We start from the raw sequence: 18,421 nt of genomic DNA, 5'->3' as shown, positions 1-18,421 counted from the left end.
TCTCTTCGCTGACTGGGACGCGCAAGGGATGGACGCCGGCACGCCTGGTGCCGGGGCGGACAAGCTGTACCTCGAGATCGAGGGATGGGAAGGCCCGCTCGACCTTCTGCTCGACCTTGCGCGGCGGCAGAAGGTCGATCTGTTGCGCATCTCGCTGCTCGAACTGGTCGATGCATACCTGACCTACATCGAAGAGGCCGAAGCCTTGCAGCTCGAGCTTGCGGCGGACTACCTGGTGATGGCGGCATGGCTGGCATACCTCAAGTCCGCGCTTCTGCTGCCGCGCGAGGAGCAGGAAAGCCCCGGGCCGGAGGAACTGGCGCTGCGCCTGCAGATGCGTCTGCAGCGCCTGAACGCGATGCGCGAAGCCGCAGCCCGCCTCATGGCGCGCGACCGGCTGGGGCGGGACGTGTTCCCGCGCGGTGCGCCGGAAGGCTTGCGGGTGGACCGCAAGTCCCGCTGGCAGTGCGACTGGTATGATCTGGTCCGTGCCTACGGCGGCGTGAAGGTCCGCTCCCAGCCTGTCGTTCACATGGTGCGCGAACGCATGGTGATGACGCTGGACAGCGCGATCCAGCGCGTGTCCTCCATGCTTGGGGTGGCGATCGACTGGATGGACCTGCGCGACTTCGTTCCCGCCGCCCAGGACAGCTGGGCGGATCCGCAGTTGCGGCGTTCGGCGCTGGCATCCAGTTTCGTCGCGGCGCTGGAACTGGCCCGCACCGGCAAGGCGGAACTGGCACAGGAAGAGACGTACGGGCCCCTGCGCCTGCGCGCGCTGAAAGGCAGCTGAAGTGACGGAGATCGAAAACGGCGTGCCCGATGACATCATCCGGGCCGTGGAGGCGACCCTGTTCGCTGCGGAAGAACCCCTGACCGTCGACCAGGTGGCGACGCATCTGGGCCTCGCGGGGAAGGCGGCGGACGTGGCGCCGGCGTTTACTCGTCTGCAGCGGCATTACGAAGGTCGCGGCATCCAGCTGGTCAGGCGCGGCGAGCGCTGGCACTTCGAAACGGCGCCTGACCTTGCTCACCTTCTTCGCCGGGAGAAGGAGGAGCTTCGCCGTCTCAGCCGCGCCGCCACCGAGGTTCTGGCCATCGTCGCCTACCATGAGCCCGTCAGCCGGGCCGAGATCGAGGCGATTCGCGGCGTGCAGACAGCCAAAGGTACGCTCGACGTGCTGATGGAAGCGGGATGGGTGCGCGTCGCCGGGCGGCGCGAGGTGCCCGGGCGGCCGGTCATCTACGCCACGACACCAGCGTTCCTGGAGCATTTCGGCCTTGAGTCGCTGCGGGAACTGCCGGGGTTGGAGGAACTGCGCGCCGCCGGCCTGCTCGACCCTGTGGACGAGGACATGATCGGGGCCGCCCTCGACCTCGAAAACGCCCGCAGCCCGCAGACCGTGCGGAACGGCGACGATTGAGCCTGGGCGGCAGCCACACAGGTGCCATACTCGACTGGTAACTTGCCGCCAAAGGGCTTACATGCCCATTGTAAACCGGTCGGTATCGACCGGCTGATTTGGAGTTGAGGTTATGGGTAGCTTCTCGATCTGGCACTGGCTGATCGTTCTCGTGATCGTGCTCGTGCTGTTCGGACGCGGCCGGGTGTCTGAAATCATGGGTGACTTCGGCAAGGGCATCAAAAGCTTCAAGGACGGCATGAACGAGGAGGAGGCCAGGAAGGCTTCGCCCACTCCGCCTGCTGCCCAGATCGGCACGCAGAAAGCCGATCCGGCACCGGATGCCGCAGCGACGCCGGTCGAAAACAGGAACGAGCAGGTCTGATCGCCCGGGACTGATCGGGAATGTTCGATATCGGCGCATCCGAAGTGCTGATGGTCGCCATCGTGGCGATTGTCGTCATCGGCCCGAAAGACATGCCGGCGGCGTTGCGCACGGCTGGCCGCTGGATCGGCAAGATGCGCCGGATGTCGAACCATTTCCGGTCCGGCATCGACGCGATGGTGCGCGAAGCCGAGCTTGAGGAGATGGAGCGCAAGTGGCGTGAGCAGAACGAAGCGATCATGAAGGCGAGCCCGCAGCTTCCTTCCATGGAGGCTTTTCCGGACCGGATCGCGCATCCCGGAGCCGAGGACATGCAGGCGCCCTCCGGAGCGGCAGTTGCCCCGGAAGCCGGTGACGAAGGCGAAGCACCGGTCCGGCAGACCGAACTGCAGCTGCCGCCGCCCCCGCCCTGACCCTCGTCCAGAGTTCCATCATGCCGCCCTTTCGCATTTCCGACATCGACGACACGCAGGCGCCGCTGCTCGACCACCTGATCGAACTCAGGGGCCGCCTCGTCCGCGCCGTCCTCGCCTTCCTCGTCGCCTTCGCCGTGTGCTTCTACTTCGCGAGCGACATTTTCTCGTTCCTGGTGCGGCCGCTCACCCAGGCCTTCCCGCCGGGCGAGGGCAAGCTGATCTACACCAAGCTCTACGAAGCCTTCTTCGTGGAAGTGAAAGTCGCCATGTTCGCGGCGTTCTTCGTGAGCTTCCCGGTCATCGCCAACCAGATCTGGCTGTTCGTCGCACCGGGCCTCTACGCGAAGGAAAAGAAGGCGTTCCTGCCGTTCCTCATCGCAACCCCTGTCCTTTTCACAATGGGCGCCGCGCTCGCCTACTACGTGGTGATGCCTACGGCCTTTCACTTCTTCCTCGGCTTTGAAGGGCAGAAAGGTGGTCTCAAGCTGGAGGCGCTGCCGGGCACCGGCGATTATCTCTCGCTCGTGATGCAGTTCATCCTCGCGTTCGGCGTCAGCTTCCTGCTGCCGGTTCTGCTTATGCTGCTGAATCGCGCGGGCATCGTCACCCGCCAGCAATGCGTGGCGGCACGGCGTTACGCGATCGTCGTCGCCTTCATCATCGCCGCCGTCGCGACCCCGCCGGACGTCATCTCGCAGCTGCTTCTGGCAATCCCGCTGCTGCTGCTGTTCGAAGGCACGCTGGTCGTCATGTGGTTCACCGAGCGCAAGGACGCTCAGCAACGCGCGGCTGAGGAAAAGGCGATCGAGGAGAACGCCAAGGCCGCAGGACACGCCGCCGCCGAGTGACCCCGGCTCGCGGCGGTCGGGAGGCTGGAGGAGGAGGGGCGTTCCTTCCTCCGTGGCGGATCAGCGCCGGACGCCGGCCTTGCCGCCATCCTGCGCGGCGGACCACGCCAGCTTGCCGCCGATCCACGTTTCCAGAACGCGCGTCGCGCGAAGCTGCTCCGGGCTGGCCGTCATCGGATCGGCATCCACGAACAGGAAGTCCGCGCGCATGCCCTTCGCAATCCGGCCCAGCCGGTCTTCCGCGAACAGCGAGTAGGCCGCGCCTGTCGTGTAGGCGCCAAGCGCTGCCTCGCGGGAGAGGGCTTCCTGCGGCTGCCAGCCGCCCGTTGGCTGGCCATCCGGGCCGGTGCGGCTGATCGCCACGGCTATCCCCTCGAACGGGCGCGCCGGTTCGACCGGAGTGTCCGAACCGAACGCGAGCCGCGCCCCGGCATTGGCGATAGACTTCCACGCGTAGGCACCCGCAAGCCGTTGCGGACCCAGCCGCGCTTCCGCCATGACGCGGTCCGACGCCTGGTGTTGCGGCTGCATCGACGCGACCACGCCGTTGCGGCTGAAGCGGGGAATGTCGGCAGGATCAACGATCTGCGCATGCTCGAGGCGCCAGCGCCGGTCGCCCTTGTAGGTCTGGGACAGTTCCTCGATCGAATCGAGCACGGTCGCGTTCGCCTGGTCCCCGATGGCGTGAACGGCGACCTGGAAACCGTCCATCGCGGCCCGGCTCATGAGGTTGCTCAGCTGAGTGCCGCTCATCTGCGGCAGGCCCCGCGTCTTCGCGTCGTCCGCGTAGGGCGCCTTGAGCCATGCCCCGCGGGAACCAAGGGCGCCATCGAGGTAAAGCTTCACGCCGTTCAGGCGCAGCCGGTCGTCGTAAAGCCAGGGTGTAGGGCCGGGGCCACCGATCAGGGTCATGGCGTCGATCCCGCCCGCATAGGCGACGATGCGCATACGCATCTCCCCACGGTCGGCCGAACGGCGGAAGGTCTGCCAGTCCTCCATCGTGGTGCCCATGTCGGCGATCGTGGTCACGCCTGCTGCAAGGAACTGCAGCTGCGCTTCGCCAAAGGCGGTGTCGCTGTCCTCGGCCCGGGGCTTGGGGCGACGCTTGTCGACGAGATCCGTCGCCGCATCGACCAGCACGCCGGCTGGCGCCGTCGAGCCTTCGACGCGCACGATCTGCCCGCCCGCCGGATCCGGTGTTGCGGCGTTCACGCCTGCGGCCGCCAGCGCGGCGCTGTTGGCCCAGCCCGCGTGGCCGTCGACACGGGTGAGCCATGCCGGCTTGCCACCTGTCACCTGGTCGAGCTCGGCTGCGGTGGGCATACGGTCCAGCCCCCACTGCGCCTGGTTCCAGCCATGGCCGAGGATCCACGGTGCGTCCGGGTGCGCCGCGCTCCAGGCAGCGACACGCGACAGCGCCTCGTCAAGGGTCCGCGCCGCCGAGAGATCCAGCGTCATGCGAGCGAAACCCGTGGCCATCACGTGGCCATGCGCGTCGATCATGCCGGGAACGAGCGTGCGGCCCTTGCCGTCGACCTGGTATTCCACCTTCTTGGGCCTCTTCTCGCCCTTGTGGAACACCTGCTTGATGCGGCCGTCGGTGCCGACCAGGAATCCTTCGAAGCGCTCCACTCCGCCGGCTCCGTCCGGGGTGATGCCCACCACGTTATCCACCAGCACGTCAGCCAGAGCCGTGTTCGGGCTCGTCAGTACCAATGCCGCGCCGCAAAGCAGAAGGCGGGCGGCCGTATTCGATTGCTTCACTTGTTACCCTTCTTCGGGAGCCGCTTGATGATCGCGCTCGTGTCGAGACGCCCGCCGCCCTGGCTCTGCACTTCGGAAAAGAACTGATCGACGAGCGCGGCGATCGGCAGCGATACGCCAAGGCCCCGGCCTTCCTCGAGGCTGAGGCCCAGATCCTTGCGCATCCAGTCGATCGCGAGGCCGAAGTCGAATTCGTCGGCGTCCATGGTCTTCCAGCGGTTGTCCATCTGCCAGGACTGCGCGGCGCCGCCGGAGATCGCGTCGTAGACCTTGTCCATGTCGAGGTGCGATGCCTGGGCGAAGCGCACCGCTTCGGCAAGGGCGGCGACGTTGCCGGCGATGCAGATCTGGTTGGCCATCTTGGCGATCTGGCCGGAGCCGGCCTTGCCCACGTGAACGATACGGCTGGAGTAGGCCTCCATGATCGGGCGCGCCGCCTCGATCGCATCGTCGCGGCCACCGCACATGAGGGTGAGGGTGCCGTTCTCCGCACCGATCTGCGAGCCGGTCATCGGCGCATCGACGCAGTGGATCTTGAGATCGCGGGCCTCGACCGAGATCTGGCGCGCGATGCGGGCCGAGACCGTCGTATGATCGATGAAGGTGCCGCCCTTTTTCAGCATGCGGAACACGCCGTTCGGGCCGAGCACCACGTCGGCAAGGTCGTCGTCATTGCCGACGCAAGTGATGACGACGTCGGCGTCCTGCGCGGCGTGAGCAGGGTTTGCGGCGATGCGATGCGCAAGACCGGGATTGTCCTGCGTCCACTTGCGCGCGCGTTCGGGCGTGCGGTTGTAGATCGTCAATTCGTGCCCGGCCCTGGCGATGTGGCGTGCTATCGCGCCGCCCATCGTGCCAAGGCCGATCATGGAGACTTTCCGGGGCGTGACGGGGGAAGGGGCGGTCTGCTCGGTCATACGGCGCTTTCTAGCGGGTTTTCCAGGAAAGCAAACCGCCAGCCTTCAAGACGTTGCGCCTTGTGGTCTGTGCCCCGGCACAGAGGCGGCCGACGCTGCGCCTTCACCCCTGTCCGGACGCGCTTTCCATCGGGCGCCAATTCCGGTACTCGCCCGCAGCTATGGACCAGACTCTGCTCAACATCGCTCCCGCGGCCGTCGACGACGCCCCGCTGACCGCAGCCGACGTACGCGCGGCGGCCGAGCGAATTTCGGGCAAGGTCGTGCGCACGCCCACCGCGTACAGCGCCACTCTCAGCGCGATCACGGGCGCAGAGGTGTGGCTGAAGTTTGAGAACCTGCAGTTCACCGCCGCCTACAAGGAGCGCGGCGCGCTCAACGCCCTGATGCAGCTGCCGGAGGAGCGCAAGGCGCGTGGCGTCATCGCGGCGTCGGCGGGCAACCACGCACAGGGCCTGAGCTACCACGGCACGCGCCTGGGCGTTCCGGTGACGATCGTCATGCCCAAGACCACGCCGACGGTGAAGGTCATGCAGACTGAGAGCGTGGGCGGGAATGTCGTGCTGGAGGGCGAGAGCTTCGATGAGGCTTACGCCCACGCCCGCAAGCTCGAAACGGAGCTGGGCCTCACCTTCATCCATCCCTTCGACGATCCGCATGTCGCCGCGGGTCAGGGAACCGTCGCTCTGGAAATGCTGGAGGACGTGCCGGATCTCGACACGCTGGTCCTGCCGGTCGGCGGCGGCGGCCTCGCCTCGGGCATGGGCACGATCGCGCGGGACATCAACCCCGCTATCCGGCTGATCGGCGTTGAGGCGCAGCTTTATCCCTCGATGTATAACCTGCTCAAGGGCACGAACCTGCCTATCGGCGGCGATACGCTGGCGGAAGGCATCGCCGTGATCGCGCCCGGCCTGTTCACCTCGAAGGTGCTGCGCCCGCTGCTGGACGAATTCCTGCTCGTCAGCGAATCGCAGATCGAAAGTGCGCTGGCGCTGCTCCTGCAGATCGAGAAGACACTGGTCGAAGGCGCCGGCGCTACCGGTCTGGCCGCTGTCATCAACAACCGCGAACTCTTCGCCGGCCGCAGGATCGGCATGGTGCTGTCTGGGGGCAACATCGACACCCGGCTGCTGGCCAATGTCCTCCTGCGCGATCTTGCGCGATCCGGCCGCCTCGCCCGCTTGCGCATCGGCCTGCAGGATCGCGCCGGTGCCCTGTTCAAGGTGGCCAAGGTGTTCCACGAGCACAACGTGAACATCATCGAGGTCTTTCACCAGCGCATCTTCACGCACCTGCCTGCCAAGGGCCTTGTCACCGAAATCGAGTGCGAGGCCCGGGACAAGCAGCAACTCGAAGCGCTCGTCTCCGCCTTGCGGCGCGAGGGCTACGAGGTGAAGCTGGTCGAGACGGAGTAAGTACGACCAGAAGACCCGTGCCCATGCCGGCCGGGATTCCGATGCCCCGAAATGGCACGGCTGCGCCGGATAGGGCCGTAGCGGTGGGAATCAGGCGTCGGATGGTCGGTTTTTGTTGCTAAAGGACTCGCATGACGCTGATCGGGGATGCATATTTACCCGACGAGACGGACACTGCGCCGGCCCCAAGCTAAAGGATGACACAGTTCGGTGACGGCACCCGTTCGATTCCCGCGCTTTTTCGTGACGAGCCCGGCGCCGTGCCCGTATCTGCCGGGGCGTAGCGAACGCAAGGTCTTCACGGAACTGAAGGGGCCGCACGCCGATTCGCTGAACGACGCGCTCGGCCGCATCGGGTTCCGGCGCAGCCAGACGGTTGCGTACCGGCCCTCCTGCATCGACTGCAGTGCCTGCGTCTCCGTCCGCGTCGTGGCCAACGAATTCCAGCCGTCCCGCACCCAGAAACGGACGCTGCAGGAGCACGCGGATCTGGTGACGACCGTCTGCCGTCCGTGGTCGACCAGCGAACAGTTCGATCTGTTGCAGCGCTACCTTGCCGTGCGCCACCCGGAAGGTGGTATGACCAGCATGGACGAGGTCGATTTTGCCGACATGGTGGAGCACACGCCGGTCACCACCTACGTCATCGAATACCGCGAACCCTCGATCGACGGCACCACGCCCGGGCGTCTGGTCGGCGCGTGCCTGACCGACCGGCAGTGCGACGGCCTCTCGATGATCTACTCCTTCTACGATCCGCACAGCGCGCGGCAGGGCCTCGGCAACTACATCATCCTCGACCACATCCAGCGGGCGGAGGATATGGGCCTCAGCTATGTCTATCTGGGCTATTGGGTCGAAGGCTCGGCGCGGATGCAGTACAAGGTACGTTATCGCCCGATGGAGAAGCTGGGGCGCGCGGGATGGGAACGGATCGATGCCGCTCAACATAGCCGCCTGATCGCGGCAGCCGCCGCCGGCCAGGACTCCCGGGAGAACGTCACCGGGTCCAAGGACGGGATGCCTGCTGTGGCCAAGAGGTAGGTCGCGGCACGAGCGTCGCCTGCAAGCGGAAAACTAGCTGCCCGTCGGCAAACGGCCTCGTTCGGACACTCCGCCCTTAGCTCAAGGCGAACTCATCAGGTATCGCCATGACACGGGGTCCGACAGCAGATGTCTTCTGCTTTACCCCGCGAGGGCCATGGCCTGTCAGACTGTACGCTGGCTGTTTTCAGCAAGCTGGCACGCGGGCGGCTGACCGAGTCCACATCATGCAGCCCTACCGCGTTCGTATTTCGACCGGTGCTCCCTGCACGCGCAGCTAGACAATTGCCAAGGAAGTTCGATCATGATGATACGACAAGAACAAGAGCAGGATCGCGACGCGATCAAACAGGTTACCGCTGACGCTTTTGCCTTGGTGGAACATAGCAATCAAACGGAGCCGGCCATCATTGCAGCCTTGCGTGATGCAGGGGCGTTAACGATTTCGCTGGTTGCCGCGGAAGGGGATGAGATCATCGGCCACGTGGCATTCTCGCCGGTCACGATCGACGGCGAAAATCGCAAATGGTTCGGGCTGGGGCCGGTATCGGTCCGGCCAGACCTGCAGGGCCGTGGCATTGGGGGTGCCCTGATCCGGCAAGGTCTCGACGAACTGCGCGCGCAAGGTGCAGCAGGGTGCGTACTCCTCGGAAATCCCGGCTATTATCGTCGCTTTGGGTTCGAGAATGATCCCGGTCTGCGATATCCGGACGCGCCACCAGAATATTTCATGCGACTCACTTTTGGCGGCAGTGATCCAACGGGCGAGATCGCGTACCACGCGGCTTTTGGCGCTTGCTAACATTCAGGAGGCGGGCCACCGTGTAACCCGCCTCCACCGACATCAATTTTCACCGCGCCTCTGCGCGCCTGCGGACTGACTGCTAATCACCCTCTCACGCCAATATCCGAACGGACTTCAAGCGCCCAATTGCTGACGCTCCGGACGCACATTCCTGCGCAGGATTGCGCTCTTCCAATGGAAGCAGCAATTCGATAGCAAGGACATAATATTGGGGGAAGTTTATGCTTCGAAAACTTTTGATAGTGGTAGTTTTCCTGCCCTCGACGCAGGCGTGGGCTAATAGTTTTTGCGGTCGCGGAGACGCTGTTAGCGGAAATACCAAGGTCAGCGCCATGCTGTTCCAAACTGACGACAAGTCCATACCTCCAACCTACTTTCCGATGGTTACCACTAGCGAAGACGGAAGCACCGAGTTCAGTGTCGGATATGAGTTCTATGAGGGAGGTTTTCGACCTGCTGGCCTCACAATCCGGTCACAGTACCTTATCGCAGAGGCGTCCCCGGACACAGTCCAACGTCTTCGTTGGCGCGTTACTGGCGGGGCTTGGACGACCAGTACTTATCGTTTGCATCCCCAACGATCTGACTACCCGCAGATGCACGCAAGCATCGAGTATCGAGCGGCTCAATGGGTGAAGGACAAGCCCAACTTCACTTATCATGATGATCAGCTAATGCTGCTTCAAAGTGGAGGACGGTATGAAATTCAGCGTCAGAGCGAAGCTGGCGAGGTTCTTTCGACGAGCTTTCTAAATTACCCATCAGGCGAGACTGTTAATACTATGTTCGGACAAGCTCAGCGTATCGCGGAAACACAAATGGAGCCTTGCGAGATGAACACTGTCACGCCCCCGAGGTCGCCGCTCAGAAATTAAGTCCAACATCATTGCGTTTATCGCTGATGTCCGCTTTCCACCCGTCTCGGTCATCGTGAACGCCGACTTATCCACGCGCTGATGAGAGGGCGTTGCGGATACTCCCACTTGCGCAGGTCCCGCAGCTTCCGCTAAGAGGCCGCCATTCGCAAGGATCCCGGTGCAAATCCGGGTGGCTATTCCGGCCGCCGATCCGCCGGACAACACAGGCATGATCTGCAGCGCAGCACGCAGCTGTGCCGTTCATGCCGGCGACACGCCTTCTTGTCGGAAAATTCTATGTCAGACACTCTCACCCGCTACCGGCGGCAGTGGTTCAGCGATGCTGCGGCCGCGCGCGCCGACTTTCTGGCCGGCATCGTTGTTGCCCTGGCCCTGATTCCCGAAGCGATCGGGTTTTCGATCATCGCCGGCGTCGATCCCCGGGTCGGTCTCTATGCCTCGGTCGCCATCGCGATGACCATCTCGCTGATCGGCGGGCGCCCCGGCATGATATCCGCCGCCACCGCCGCAGTGGCGGTGCTGATCGGGCCGCTCGTTCGTGACCACGGCGTCGAGTATCTCTTCGCCGCCACCATCCTCATGGGCCTGTTCCAGATCCTGGCGGGGCTGGCGCGGCTCCACCTCGTGATGCAGTTCGTGTCGCGCTCAGTCATTACCGGGTTCGTTAACGCTCTGGCCATCCTCATCTTCATGGCCCAGATCCCCCAGCTCACCGACGTCAGCTGGCACACGTACGCCATGGTGGCCGGGGGCCTGGCCGTGATCTACCTCTTCCCGCGTGTTACCAAGGCCGTGCCGTCGCCGCTCGTGGCTATCGTCCTCCTCACCGCGATCAGCCTGAGCCTGGGACTGCCGGTGAACACCGTGGGCGACATGGGCAAGCTGCCGGAAGGCCTGCCGAGCCTGGCGCTTCCGCAGGTGCCGCTGACGTTTGAAACCTTGCGGATCATCGCGCCGTACTCCCTGACGATGGCTGCGGTCGGCCTGCTGGAATCGCTCCTGACCGCGCAGATCGTGGACGACATGACCGACACCGACAGCGACAAGCAGCGTGAGTGCATGGGGCAGGGCGGCGCCAACGTCGTTTCGGCGCTGTTCGGCGGCATGGGTGGCTGCGCCATGATCGGCCAGTCCGTCATCAACGTGACCTCCGGGGGGCGCGGGCGTCTTTCCACCTTTGTAGCGGGCGCGTTCCTGCTGTTCCTGCTTGCGGTGCTCGGTCCTTTCGTGGGGCGGGTGCCGATGCCGGCGCTGGTGGCGGTGATGGTGATGGTCTCCATCGGTACCTTCAGTTGGGCGTCTATCGCCAACTTGCGCCGCCACCCACCGACCTCGTCCATCGTCATGATCGTGACCGTGGCCGTCGTGGTCGCCACGCGCGATCTGTCGCTGGGGGTCCTCGCGGGCGTGCTGCTCTCCGGGATCTTTTTCGCCGGGAAGGTACAGCGCATGTTCTCGGTCGAGCGCATCGCCGAGGGAGACACCGCAATCTACCGCGTGAGCGGGCAGATCTTCTTCGCCTCGGTCGAGCGTTTCACCCGCGCCTTTCAGGCGGAGGACAGCGCCCACCATGTCCGCATCGATGTCTCCGGCGCGCATTTCTGGGATATTTCGGGCGTCGGCGCGCTGGACCGCATCGTCGATCGTCTGCGGCGCGAAGGTCGCAGCGTGGACGTGATCGGCTACAACCGCGCGAGCGCGGACATCGTCGACCGCTTCGCGCTTCATGACAAGACCGGCGTGGAAACCGGTGCGGTGCCGCACTGACAAGGCCGTGATCGCGCTGTGCCGGCAGCGTGATCGCTTGCGGGAAGGTCAGGCTGTTCCGTAGAGTTCCGCCTCTTCCCGGCGGCGGTTCTGAAGGCCTTTCATGGGTTTGCTGTTGTTGTGAATCCACCGGCCGAACTCCGCGCGGGCCTCCGCGAAGCGGCCGGCCTTGTGCAGCGCGCCCAGTGTCGAGCGGCGGATGGCGCGCGTGTTGTAATGAAACGAGACGAGCGCGTCGAACTGGTTGGCGCTGGTGGGGGAGGCGCTCAGGAACTCCGCCACCTCGCGCACGTAGGCGGCGATGTCGCGTTCGAACCGGGCATCGCATTGCGCCTGTGTCCAGATCAGGCCAGGCCGGATGTCCGGGCCTGTCGAGCCCCAGCCGATCGTCCAGGGGCGACCATCCGCGCTGCCGGGGTCGGGGTAAGCCTCGAAGGTGCCGTCCTTCAGCCGCTTCTCGCAACCTTCCCAGGTCTTGATCAGCGCCGTGCCGGCTGGGCCCAGCGCTCGCAGCGAGGGCGTGCCTTCTTCGATGGCGGCGTCGATCGCCGCGTCGAGAGCGTCGACCTCGGGTTGAGAGAAGGCGCGGCCCAGCGTGCTGCGGACCTGGTCGAAAATGGGTTTGCGATCCATGGCTGTTCCTTTCGCTGCAGCCGGGCGCGCGCGATGGCGCGCAGAGGGCCTGCGTGACGTGTATTCGGGCTTTGGAAACGAGGCGGCGTGCGTGCCGCAGGGCCGCCACGGGGGGAAACAACAGATACCCCCGCCGGGATCGTGTAGGAAAGTGAAAACGTCAAACGAAAGGGGCGCCCGGATCGCTCCGGACGCCGCCTCTCGGCGAACAGGTCGCCGCCTGTCCGTGGATCAGGCGCTGTAGTACATGTCGAACTCGACCGCCGACGGCGTGGTTTCCCAGCGCAGCACTTCGGGCCACTTGAGTTCGAGGTACGCTTCGATCTGGTCTTCGGTGAACACGCCGCCTTCAAGGAGGAAGGCGTGATCGGCCTGAAGGCTGTCCAGAGCTTCACGCAGTGAACCGCAGACGGTCGGCACTTCGGCCAGTTCGGCCGGCGGCAGGTCGTACAGGTTCTTGTCCATCGCTTCGCCCGGATGGATCTTGTTCTTGATGCCGTCGAGGCCGGCCATCAGGATCGAGGCGTAGCACAGGTACGGGTTGGCCATAGCGTCGGGGAAGCGGAATTCCACGCGCTTCGCCTTCTCGCCGGCGCCGTACGGAATACGGCAGGAGGCCGAGCGGTTGCGGGCCGAGTAAGCCAGCAGAACCGGTGCTTCGTAGCCCGGCACCAGGCGCTTGTAGCTGTTGGTGGTCGGGTTGGTGAAGGCGTTGAGGGCCTTGGCGTGCTTGATGACGCCGCCGATGAAGTACAGGCAGGTGTCCGACAGGCCGGCATATCCGTTACCGGCGAAGAGCGGCTTGCCGCCTTCCCAGATCGAGATGTGCGTGTGCATGCCCGAACCGTTGTCCTTCATGATCGGCTTGGGCATGAAGGTTGCGGTCTTGCCGTATGCCTGTGCGACCATGTGCACGACATACTTGTAGATCTGCATGCGGTCGGCGGTCTGCACCAGCGTACCGAAGGTCAGGCCGAGCTCGTGCTGGGCCGCGGCGACTTCGTGGTGGTGCTTGTCGCAGGGCAGGCCCATTTCAAGCATGGTCGACACCATTTCGCCACGGATGTCGACGGCCGAGTCCACCGGAGCGACGGGGAAGTAGCCGCCCTTGGCGCGCGGGCGGTGGCCCAGGTTGCCCGTGTCGTACGACTTATCGGAGTTGCCCGGCAGCTCGATGTCGTCGATCTTGAAGCCGTTGCCGTCGTAGCCGTCGTAGAACTTCACGTCGTCGAACATGAAGAATTCGGCTTCGGGGCCGACGTAGACGGTGTCGCCGAAGCCGGCCGACTTCACGAAGGCTTCCGCGCGCTTCGCGGTCGAACGCGGGTCGCGGGCGTAGAGTTCGCCGGTCGAGGGTTCGACGACGTCGCAGAACAGGATCAGCATCGGGGTGGCCGAGAACGGATCGGTGTAGACGGCGCCGAGGTCGGGCTTGAGGATCATGTCCGATTCGTTGATGGCCTTCCAGCCCTCGATCGACGAACCGTCGAACATGAGGCCGTCTTCCAGCTCATCTTCGCCGAGAACCGACGAGACCATGGTCAGGTGCTGCCACTTGCCCTTGGGGTCCGTGAAGCGAAGATCGACCCATTCGATCTCCTCGTCCTTGATCTTCTTCAGGACGTCCTTTGCACTAGCCATTTTCTTCGTTCTCCAGCGTTACTCTTCCGATCCCGAAAGAGGATTAGGTTGATCGTGTTGCAGGAATGCGGCCGGCACCCCTGCCAGCGCGCGTCCTCATCGGCTGTGGCCGGCGTTACAGTGCGTCGTCGTCCCGCTCACCCGTGCGGATGCGCACGGCGGTTTCGATGGGAACGACGAAAATCTTGCCGTCGCCGATGCGGCCGGTCTGCGCCGCGTCCGCGATCGCTTCGACGACGCGTTCGGCCAAGGCATCGGGGACGACAACTTCCAGCTTCACCTTCGGCAGGAAGTCGACGACGTATTCTGCGCCACGATAAAGTTCTGTGTGGCCCTTCTGGCGTCCGAAGCCCTTCGCCTCGGTGACGGTGATGCCTGACACGCCCACTTCGTGGAGCGCTTCCTTAACTTCATCGAGTTTGAACGGCTTGATGATGGCTTCGATCTTCTTCACGCCTGCCTGGACCCCTGCACTTGCACCCGGACTTTCCTTGTAGAGGTCACCGGTCCGGGAACCAGAAGCCTCGCGCGCGATTCCCATCAAGAATCGTGCCAATGCGGTCGCGCTACTGATAGGACGAGTGGGAGGCCGCGGAAAGACCGGAATTGGGCGATTTGCCCGGTCAACGAACAATCTGTCGCATTCGATGCGGTGGGTTCGTGGAAGGTTGTGTCCAGAAAATAGGCAAGTAGTGCCTTATAATTGTGCAAGCGGTCTTTTCTGCCGTCAAACCAAGCAGGGCCGGCACCCGCCGCGGGCAGCGAAGCGGGGCCGCGGCTGCAGCGCGCACGTCTGCCTTCCCGTTCCTCGGGATAGGAAGGCGAGCGGTATTCGGGACTAGGCCTAGAGGCGCAGACCGGCCGTTTCGTCGAGATCGGCCATGATGTTGAGGTTCTGGACGGCCGCACCGCTGGCGCCTTTGCCGAGGTTGTCGAGCATCGCGACAAGGCGAGCCTGGCTGCCGTCTGCGGCGCCAAGGACGCGAAGCGTGAGCGTGTCGACCGGCTCCATGGAGGCGCGCAGCAGCAGTTCGTCCGGGCGATCGTCCTCGACCTTGACGACCATGCTGCCGGCGTAGAAGTCGGCCAGAGCGCGGCGCAGGGCGTCGGGCGCTCCCGCCCCGCTCATCATCGAAAGATGGAGCGGCACTTCAACCAGCATGCCGCGATGCGCAGGCACCACAGCAGGGGCGAAGAGCGGATCGTGCGCCAGCCCGGCGAGAGCCTTCATTTCCGGCACATGCTTGTGCCCGAGCGCGAGGCCATAGGCACGAAACGCAATGTCGCGATCGGCTTCGAAGCGGCTGATCAGCGCCTTGCCGCCGCCTGAGTAGCCCGACACCGCATGGCAGACATAGGGCCATTCGGCTGGCAGCAGTCCGGCGCGTACGAGCGGCGCGACGAGACCGATGAAACCGGTGGGATAGCAGCCCGGGTTGCTGACGAAACGCGCCGCGGCGACGGCGTCGCGGCCGACGATCTCCGGGAACCCGTACGTCCAGCCGGAAGCAACGCGGTGAGCGGAGGAGGCATCGATCACCCGTGTCCGCTCGTTGCGGATCATGCCGACGGCGGCTTTCGCGGCATCGTCCGGCAGGCACAGGATGACGAAATCGGCGTCGTTCAATGCTTCGGCGCGTGCATCGTCATCCTTGCGGCGCTCGTCGTCGAGGATGACGAGGTCGAACTCGGCCCGGCCCGCCAGGCGTTCGGCGATTTCGAGGCCGGTGGTGCCGGCGGCGCCGTCAATGAAGACGCTGACGCTCATCCGGCGTGCTCCTGTGCGGGGATGTCTTCGAGGTCCGACAGGGCGACATAGCCCACCGGGCCATCTTCGCCGAGCTGGCCCCACGACCAGTCGCCTGCGATGTCGAGGACGTTGAAGCGCTCACCTGCGGCAGGCGCGGCAACCTCTTGCGCGTCGGTCCGGCCAAGCGTGCGCAGGACCGCTCCCGCGCGCAGGGTTCGCGCCATGGGCACGGCGTAATGGGGCACGAAGTAGCGGCCCGCCAGCTTGATGTGGGCAAGGTCGCCCCGGACGGGAAGGCAGCCGGGATCCGCGCTCACGCTCGGCCCGGTCATGGCGAGCATGCCTTCCGGCACCAGGGGGCGGTCAAACGAATCCACAGTGGCCAACGCGGGTACTTCTCCAAGGGCAAAGAGGGGCGCGCCTAGCCGAGGAACGCGGTTTTCGCAAGTTCGGCCGCAGCCGTGCTCCCCCTCATCCGTAGCGCTGCCGGAGCATGTGCCAGGCGGCGCGCAGGCCCAGGGCGTCGCCCCCCTTGGGCCGTCCCGGCTTCGCAGCCGGCCGCCATGCGAAAGTGTCGAAGTGAGCCCACTCTATGTCCTTGGGCACGAAGCGGTCGAGGAACAGCGCTGCCGTGCTGGCGCCTGCGAAGCCGCTGGAACCCGCGTTGTTGATGTCCGCGATGTCGGACTTGAGGTATTCCCGATATCCTTCGAAAAGGGGCAGGCGCCAGCAGGGATCGTCCACAGCGCGACCGGCGGAAAGCAGGGCTTCTGCTGTCGCGTCCTCGCGCGTGAACAGGGCGGGCAGGTCCGGACCGACGGCCACGCGCGCGGCGCCCGTGAGCGTCGCGAAGTCGATCACCAGTTCAGGCTTGTCCTCGCCGGCGCGGGTGAGGGCATCGGCAAGGATCAGCCGCCCCTCCGCATCGGTGTTGCCGATCTCCACTGAAAGCCCGGCGCGGCTGCGCAGGACGTCGCCGGGGCGAAAGGCGTTACCGGCGATGGCGTTCTCCACCGCCGGGACCAGCAGGTGGAGGCGCACGGGCAGGTTCGCGGCCATGATCAGCCGCGCCAGCGCCAGGGCATGAGCGGCACCGCCCATGTCTTTCTTCATCAGGAGCATCCCCGCGCCCGGCTTGATGTCCAGACCGCCCGAATCAAAGCAGACCCCCTTGCCCACGATCGCGATGCGCGGATGGCTGGCATCGCCCCATTCGAGCTCGATGAGCCGGGGCGCGTGGGACCGTGCGGCCGCGCGCCCGACGGCGTGGACCATCGGGAAGTCGCGCTCCAGAACGTCGCCGCGCGTGACGCGGATTTCGGCGCGGAAGGAACGGTGGAGGTTTTCCGCCTCGGCTTCGAGCTGGGCGGGGCCCATGTCCTCGGCCGGGGTGTTGACGAGGTCGCGCACCAGCATCACGGCTTCGGCTTCGCCGGTGAGCGCATCGATCTGGGCGGGTTCACCGGTCAGGAGGATGCGCGGGCCTTCCTCTTCCGGTTCGCTCTTGTAGCGGTCGAAGCTGTACTGCCCGGTGATCCAGCCGAATGCGGCCGGTCCCGGTTCGCCTCCGACGCGGCGGTAGGTGCCCGCCGGAAGCTTCTCCGCGAGCTTGGCCATGCACCAGCTGCTGAGTGCGTTGGTGTCTGCGACTCCGGCAACCACGGCCCAGCCATCCCCATCCGGCATGATCGCGAATTCATAGCCGCTGCCGTCGAAGCGGCTGGCTTCGAGCGCCGCGCGTTGGCCGGCGCTCAGGCCCTTGAGGAAATCCTCCAGCCCCTGCTTGTCGACGAGGTGGATGGCGATGGCCTTTTCGCCGCGGTCGGGCTGGATCAATGCGTTCTTGTCGCTCATGGCGTGATTCTCTAGCCTTTGCCGGCGGGTGAGAGCGAGAGGAAATTTGATGCGTGACAGGTCTTGGGTCGCAGGTCTGGCCCTGCTGGTGGCTGCGTGCGGTGGCCCGGGCCCCGCTGACGCTCCGCCGGGCGGTTCGACCATCCCTGCGGCAGAGGGCCCCGGGGCGGCTGCAACCGAGCCGGTCGCGAGTGCCGCGCCTTCGGCCCCGGCACCGGCCAAGGGGCGCACGGTGAAGGAGGAGAACGAGATGTACACGTTCTCCTACGCCTACCCGGACGCGGCGGCCGCCATACCCGACCTTCGCGCCCTGTTCGACCGCAGGCTGGAGGAGGAGAAGGCCGATCTCGTCTCCGCCACCCGTAGCGAGAAGGCCGACGCGGAGAAGGAAGGCTTCCCCTTCCGGCCGCACGCGCGCGAGATCGAGTGGAAGGTGGTGGCCGATGTTCCCGGCTGGCTCTCTCTTTCTTCCACCCAGTACGGCTATACGGGCGGAGCCCATGGCATGACCGTGTCCGATTCGCTGCTGTGGGATCGAAGCGCGGGCATCTCACGCAAGCCGAAGGATCTTTTCACCAGCGCCGAAGCGCTGCGTTCGGCGGTGCAAAAGCCCTTCTGCGACGCCCTCGACAAGGAACGCGCAAAGCGCCGGGGCGAGCCGGTGCGTCGCGACAGCGGCGCGATGTTCGACGAGTGCATCAACCCGGCCGAGCAGACGCTGATCCTGGGATCCTCGAACAGGCGGACGTTCGATCGCATCGGCCTGCTCGTCGGCCCCTACGAGGCGGGACCCTACGCGGAGGGCAGCTACGAGGTGACCTTGCCGGTGACACGGACGGTGCTGGCCGCGGTGAAGCCGCAATTCCGCAGCGCGTTTTCCGTGGCGCCGTGATCTCGC

General features: G+C 65.2%; 18 protein-coding genes and 1 other annotated feature. Of the genes, 10 read left to right on the top strand and 8 right to left on the bottom strand.

Features of this window, described 5'->3' with window-relative positions; translation table 11 throughout:
- Window positions 1-28: 28 nt before the first annotated feature.
- The 5 genes from C2R25_RS19245 (at window position 29) to tatC (ending at window position 3,052) form a co-directional block, all read left to right on the top strand.
- The gene (locus C2R25_RS19245; RefSeq protein ID WP_103730726.1) at window positions 29-793 is read left to right on the top strand and encodes a ScpA family protein; all 765 of its coding nucleotides are present in this window, start codon (window positions 29-31) and stop codon (window positions 791-793) included.
- 1 nt (window position 794) lies between these two features.
- Complete coding sequence (scpB, locus tag C2R25_RS19240) at window positions 795-1,424, top strand: SMC-Scp complex subunit ScpB (protein ID WP_103730725.1); 630 nt, start codon at window positions 795-797, stop codon at window positions 1,422-1,424.
- A 112-nt stretch (window positions 1,425-1,536) separates the two neighbouring features.
- Window positions 1,537-1,788 (top strand): twin-arginine translocase TatA/TatE family subunit, encoded by a 252-nt coding sequence (locus C2R25_RS19235; protein WP_103730724.1) that lies wholly within the window; start codon window positions 1,537-1,539, stop codon window positions 1,786-1,788.
- Window positions 1,789-1,808: 20 nt separating this feature from the next.
- On the top strand, window positions 1,809-2,201 hold the full coding sequence (gene tatB / locus C2R25_RS19230; RefSeq protein ID WP_103730723.1) for a Sec-independent protein translocase protein TatB: 393 nt from the start codon (window positions 1,809-1,811) through the stop codon (window positions 2,199-2,201).
- A gap of 20 nt (window positions 2,202-2,221) precedes the next feature.
- Window positions 2,222-3,052, top strand: a complete 831-nt coding sequence (gene tatC / locus C2R25_RS19225; RefSeq protein WP_103730722.1) for a twin-arginine translocase subunit TatC — start codon at window positions 2,222-2,224, stop codon at window positions 3,050-3,052.
- Between the two features lie 60 nt (window positions 3,053-3,112).
- Here the strand turns inward: tatC and C2R25_RS19220 are convergent, their stop codons facing one another.
- Both C2R25_RS19220 and C2R25_RS19215 read right to left on the bottom strand, forming a co-directional pair.
- A complete protein-coding gene (locus C2R25_RS19220) occupies window positions 3,113-4,816 on the bottom strand; it encodes an amidohydrolase (protein ID WP_199183879.1) in 1,704 nt (567 codons plus the stop codon).
- Window positions 4,813-5,733: an NAD(P)-dependent oxidoreductase gene (locus C2R25_RS19215; protein WP_103730721.1), complete on the bottom strand. Its 921-nt coding sequence runs from the start codon at window positions 5,731-5,733 to the stop codon at window positions 4,813-4,815. The genes C2R25_RS19220 and C2R25_RS19215 overlap by 4 nt, the downstream gene beginning before the upstream one ends.
- A 161-nt stretch (window positions 5,734-5,894) precedes the next feature.
- Between C2R25_RS19215 and C2R25_RS19210 the strand changes: the two genes are divergently transcribed.
- From C2R25_RS19210 to C2R25_RS19190, 4 genes are all read left to right on the top strand, one after another.
- Window positions 5,895-7,151: a threonine ammonia-lyase gene (locus C2R25_RS19210; RefSeq protein WP_103730720.1), complete on the top strand. Its 1,257-nt coding sequence runs from the start codon at window positions 5,895-5,897 to the stop codon at window positions 7,149-7,151.
- A gap of 210 nt (window positions 7,152-7,361) precedes the next feature.
- Window positions 7,362-8,195: an arginyltransferase gene (locus C2R25_RS19205; protein ID WP_103730719.1), complete on the top strand. Its 834-nt coding sequence runs from the start codon at window positions 7,362-7,364 to the stop codon at window positions 8,193-8,195.
- A 304-nt stretch (window positions 8,196-8,499) separates the two neighbouring features.
- Complete coding sequence (locus C2R25_RS19200) at window positions 8,500-8,997, top strand: GNAT family N-acetyltransferase (RefSeq protein WP_103730718.1); 498 nt, start codon at window positions 8,500-8,502, stop codon at window positions 8,995-8,997.
- Between the two features lie 1,027 nt (window positions 8,998-10,024).
- Window positions 10,025-10,081, top strand: a sequence feature (sul1 is cis-regulatory element that is thought to sense ions involved in sulfur or methionine metabolism; They are found in Alphaproteobacteria).
- Between the two features lie 73 nt (window positions 10,082-10,154).
- Window positions 10,155-11,645: a SulP family inorganic anion transporter gene (locus C2R25_RS19190; RefSeq protein WP_103730716.1), complete on the top strand. Its 1,491-nt coding sequence runs from the start codon at window positions 10,155-10,157 to the stop codon at window positions 11,643-11,645.
- Between the two features lie 48 nt (window positions 11,646-11,693).
- On the opposite strand, the gene C2R25_RS19185 is transcribed toward C2R25_RS19190, so the two are convergent.
- The 6 genes from C2R25_RS19185 to C2R25_RS19160 all read right to left on the bottom strand — a co-directional run bounded on the left by C2R25_RS19185 (window position 11,694) and on the right by C2R25_RS19160 (window position 17,523).
- Window positions 11,694-12,278 (bottom strand): lysozyme, encoded by a 585-nt coding sequence (locus C2R25_RS19185; protein ID WP_103730715.1) that lies wholly within the window; start codon window positions 12,276-12,278, stop codon window positions 11,694-11,696.
- Between the two features lie 231 nt (window positions 12,279-12,509).
- A complete protein-coding gene (gene glnA / locus C2R25_RS19180) occupies window positions 12,510-13,919 on the bottom strand; it encodes a type I glutamate--ammonia ligase (RefSeq protein ID WP_103730714.1) in 1,410 nt (469 codons plus the stop codon).
- 115 nt (window positions 13,920-14,034) lie between these two features.
- On the bottom strand, window positions 14,035-14,373 hold the full coding sequence (locus tag C2R25_RS19175) for a P-II family nitrogen regulator (RefSeq protein WP_021233466.1): 339 nt from the start codon (window positions 14,371-14,373) through the stop codon (window positions 14,035-14,037).
- Between the two features lie 390 nt (window positions 14,374-14,763).
- Entirely contained in the window at window positions 14,764-15,687 is a 924-nt protein-coding gene (gene argC, locus C2R25_RS19170; RefSeq protein WP_103730713.1) for an N-acetyl-gamma-glutamyl-phosphate reductase, read from the bottom strand.
- Window positions 15,684-16,046, bottom strand: coding sequence for an SH3 domain-containing protein (locus C2R25_RS19165; RefSeq protein WP_369825724.1), 363 nt, complete (start codon window positions 16,044-16,046; stop codon window positions 15,684-15,686). The genes argC and C2R25_RS19165 overlap by 4 nt, the downstream gene beginning before the upstream one ends.
- A gap of 94 nt (window positions 16,047-16,140) precedes the next feature.
- On the bottom strand, window positions 16,141-17,523 hold the full coding sequence (locus C2R25_RS19160; RefSeq protein WP_103730712.1) for a M17 family metallopeptidase: 1,383 nt from the start codon (window positions 17,521-17,523) through the stop codon (window positions 16,141-16,143).
- 49 nt (window positions 17,524-17,572) lie between these two features.
- On the opposite strand from C2R25_RS19160, the gene C2R25_RS19155 reads away from it, so the two are divergent.
- Complete coding sequence (locus C2R25_RS19155; protein WP_103730711.1) at window positions 17,573-18,415, top strand: DUF4163 domain-containing protein; 843 nt, start codon at window positions 17,573-17,575, stop codon at window positions 18,413-18,415.
- The last annotated feature ends 6 nt before the right edge of the window (window positions 18,416-18,421 follow it).

Source organism: Novosphingobium sp. HII-3 (genome assembly GCF_002916655.1).
In the GTDB taxonomy this organism is placed as follows: Bacteria; Pseudomonadota; Alphaproteobacteria; order Sphingomonadales; family Sphingomonadaceae; genus Novosphingobium; species Novosphingobium panipatense.
Note: the sequence above shows the minus strand (reverse complement) of the source record. Positions and strands in the feature narration are given on the sequence as shown.

Bases quoted from the DNA above. Each gene is read 5' to 3' on its own strand.
- C2R25_RS19245 (WP_103730726.1), top strand. From the start codon at position 29: ATGGACGCCGGCACGCCTGGTGCCGGGGCGGACAAGCTGTACCTCGAG.
- C2R25_RS19235 (WP_103730724.1), top strand. From the start codon at position 1,537: ATGGGTAGCTTCTCGATCTGGCACTGGCTGATCGTTCTCGTGATCGTG.
- tatB (WP_103730723.1), top strand. From the start codon at position 1,809: ATGTTCGATATCGGCGCATCCGAAGTGCTGATGGTCGCCATCGTGGCG.
- tatC (WP_103730722.1), top strand. From the start codon at position 2,222: ATGCCGCCCTTTCGCATTTCCGACATCGACGACACGCAGGCGCCGCTG.
- C2R25_RS19215 (WP_103730721.1), bottom strand. From the start codon at position 5,733: ATGACCGAGCAGACCGCCCCTTCCCCCGTCACGCCCCGGAAAGTCTCC.
- C2R25_RS19210 (WP_103730720.1), top strand. From the start codon at position 5,895: ATGGACCAGACTCTGCTCAACATCGCTCCCGCGGCCGTCGACGACGCC.
- C2R25_RS19200 (WP_103730718.1), top strand. From the start codon at position 8,500: ATGATGATACGACAAGAACAAGAGCAGGATCGCGACGCGATCAAACAG.
- C2R25_RS19190 (WP_103730716.1), top strand. From the start codon at position 10,155: ATGTCAGACACTCTCACCCGCTACCGGCGGCAGTGGTTCAGCGATGCT.
- C2R25_RS19185 (WP_103730715.1), bottom strand. From the start codon at position 12,278: ATGGATCGCAAACCCATTTTCGACCAGGTCCGCAGCACGCTGGGCCGC.
- glnA (WP_103730714.1), bottom strand. From the start codon at position 13,919: ATGGCTAGTGCAAAGGACGTCCTGAAGAAGATCAAGGACGAGGAGATC.
- argC (WP_103730713.1), bottom strand. From the start codon at position 15,687: ATGAGCGTCAGCGTCTTCATTGACGGCGCCGCCGGCACCACCGGCCTC.
- C2R25_RS19160 (WP_103730712.1), bottom strand. From the start codon at position 17,523: ATGAGCGACAAGAACGCATTGATCCAGCCCGACCGCGGCGAAAAGGCC.
- C2R25_RS19155 (WP_103730711.1), top strand. From the start codon at position 17,573: ATGCGTGACAGGTCTTGGGTCGCAGGTCTGGCCCTGCTGGTGGCTGCG.